1 protein-coding gene is annotated in these 300 nt (G+C 63.3%); it reads left to right on the top strand.

The window, feature by feature from the left end; genetic code table 11:
• On the top strand, positions 1-300 hold a 300-nt coding region (locus B5P40_RS32320), incomplete at both ends, for a hypothetical protein (RefSeq protein WP_142936395.1).

The following is a 300-nucleotide window of genomic DNA, read 5'->3' as shown; positions in this document are numbered from 1 at the left end:
CTTCATCTTCTCGCGCCTCGAAGCCATGGGCATCGCGACGACGATCAAGGCCGCCAAGAAGGAAGTCGAATCCGGCACGCCGGTGGTCTGGGACATCCTCGAAGAGGTCATCAAAGAGCACCCCGTGATGCTCAACCGTGCGCCTACGCTGCACCGTCTGGGCATCCAGGCCTTCGAGCCCATCCTGATCGAAGGCAAGGCCATCCAGCTGCACCCGCTCGTGTGCGCGGCCTTCAACGCCGACTTCGACGGCGACCAGATGGCTGTCCACGTGCCGCTGTCGGTGGAAGCGCAGATGGA

Source organism: Bacillus sp. SRB_8, from assembly GCF_003264205.1.
Lineage (GTDB): Bacteria > Bacillota > Bacilli > Bacillales > Bacillaceae_G > Bacillus_A > Bacillus_A mycoides.
The sequence above is the reverse complement of the archived record's forward strand: the minus strand, read 5'-3'. Positions and strand labels throughout refer to the sequence as shown.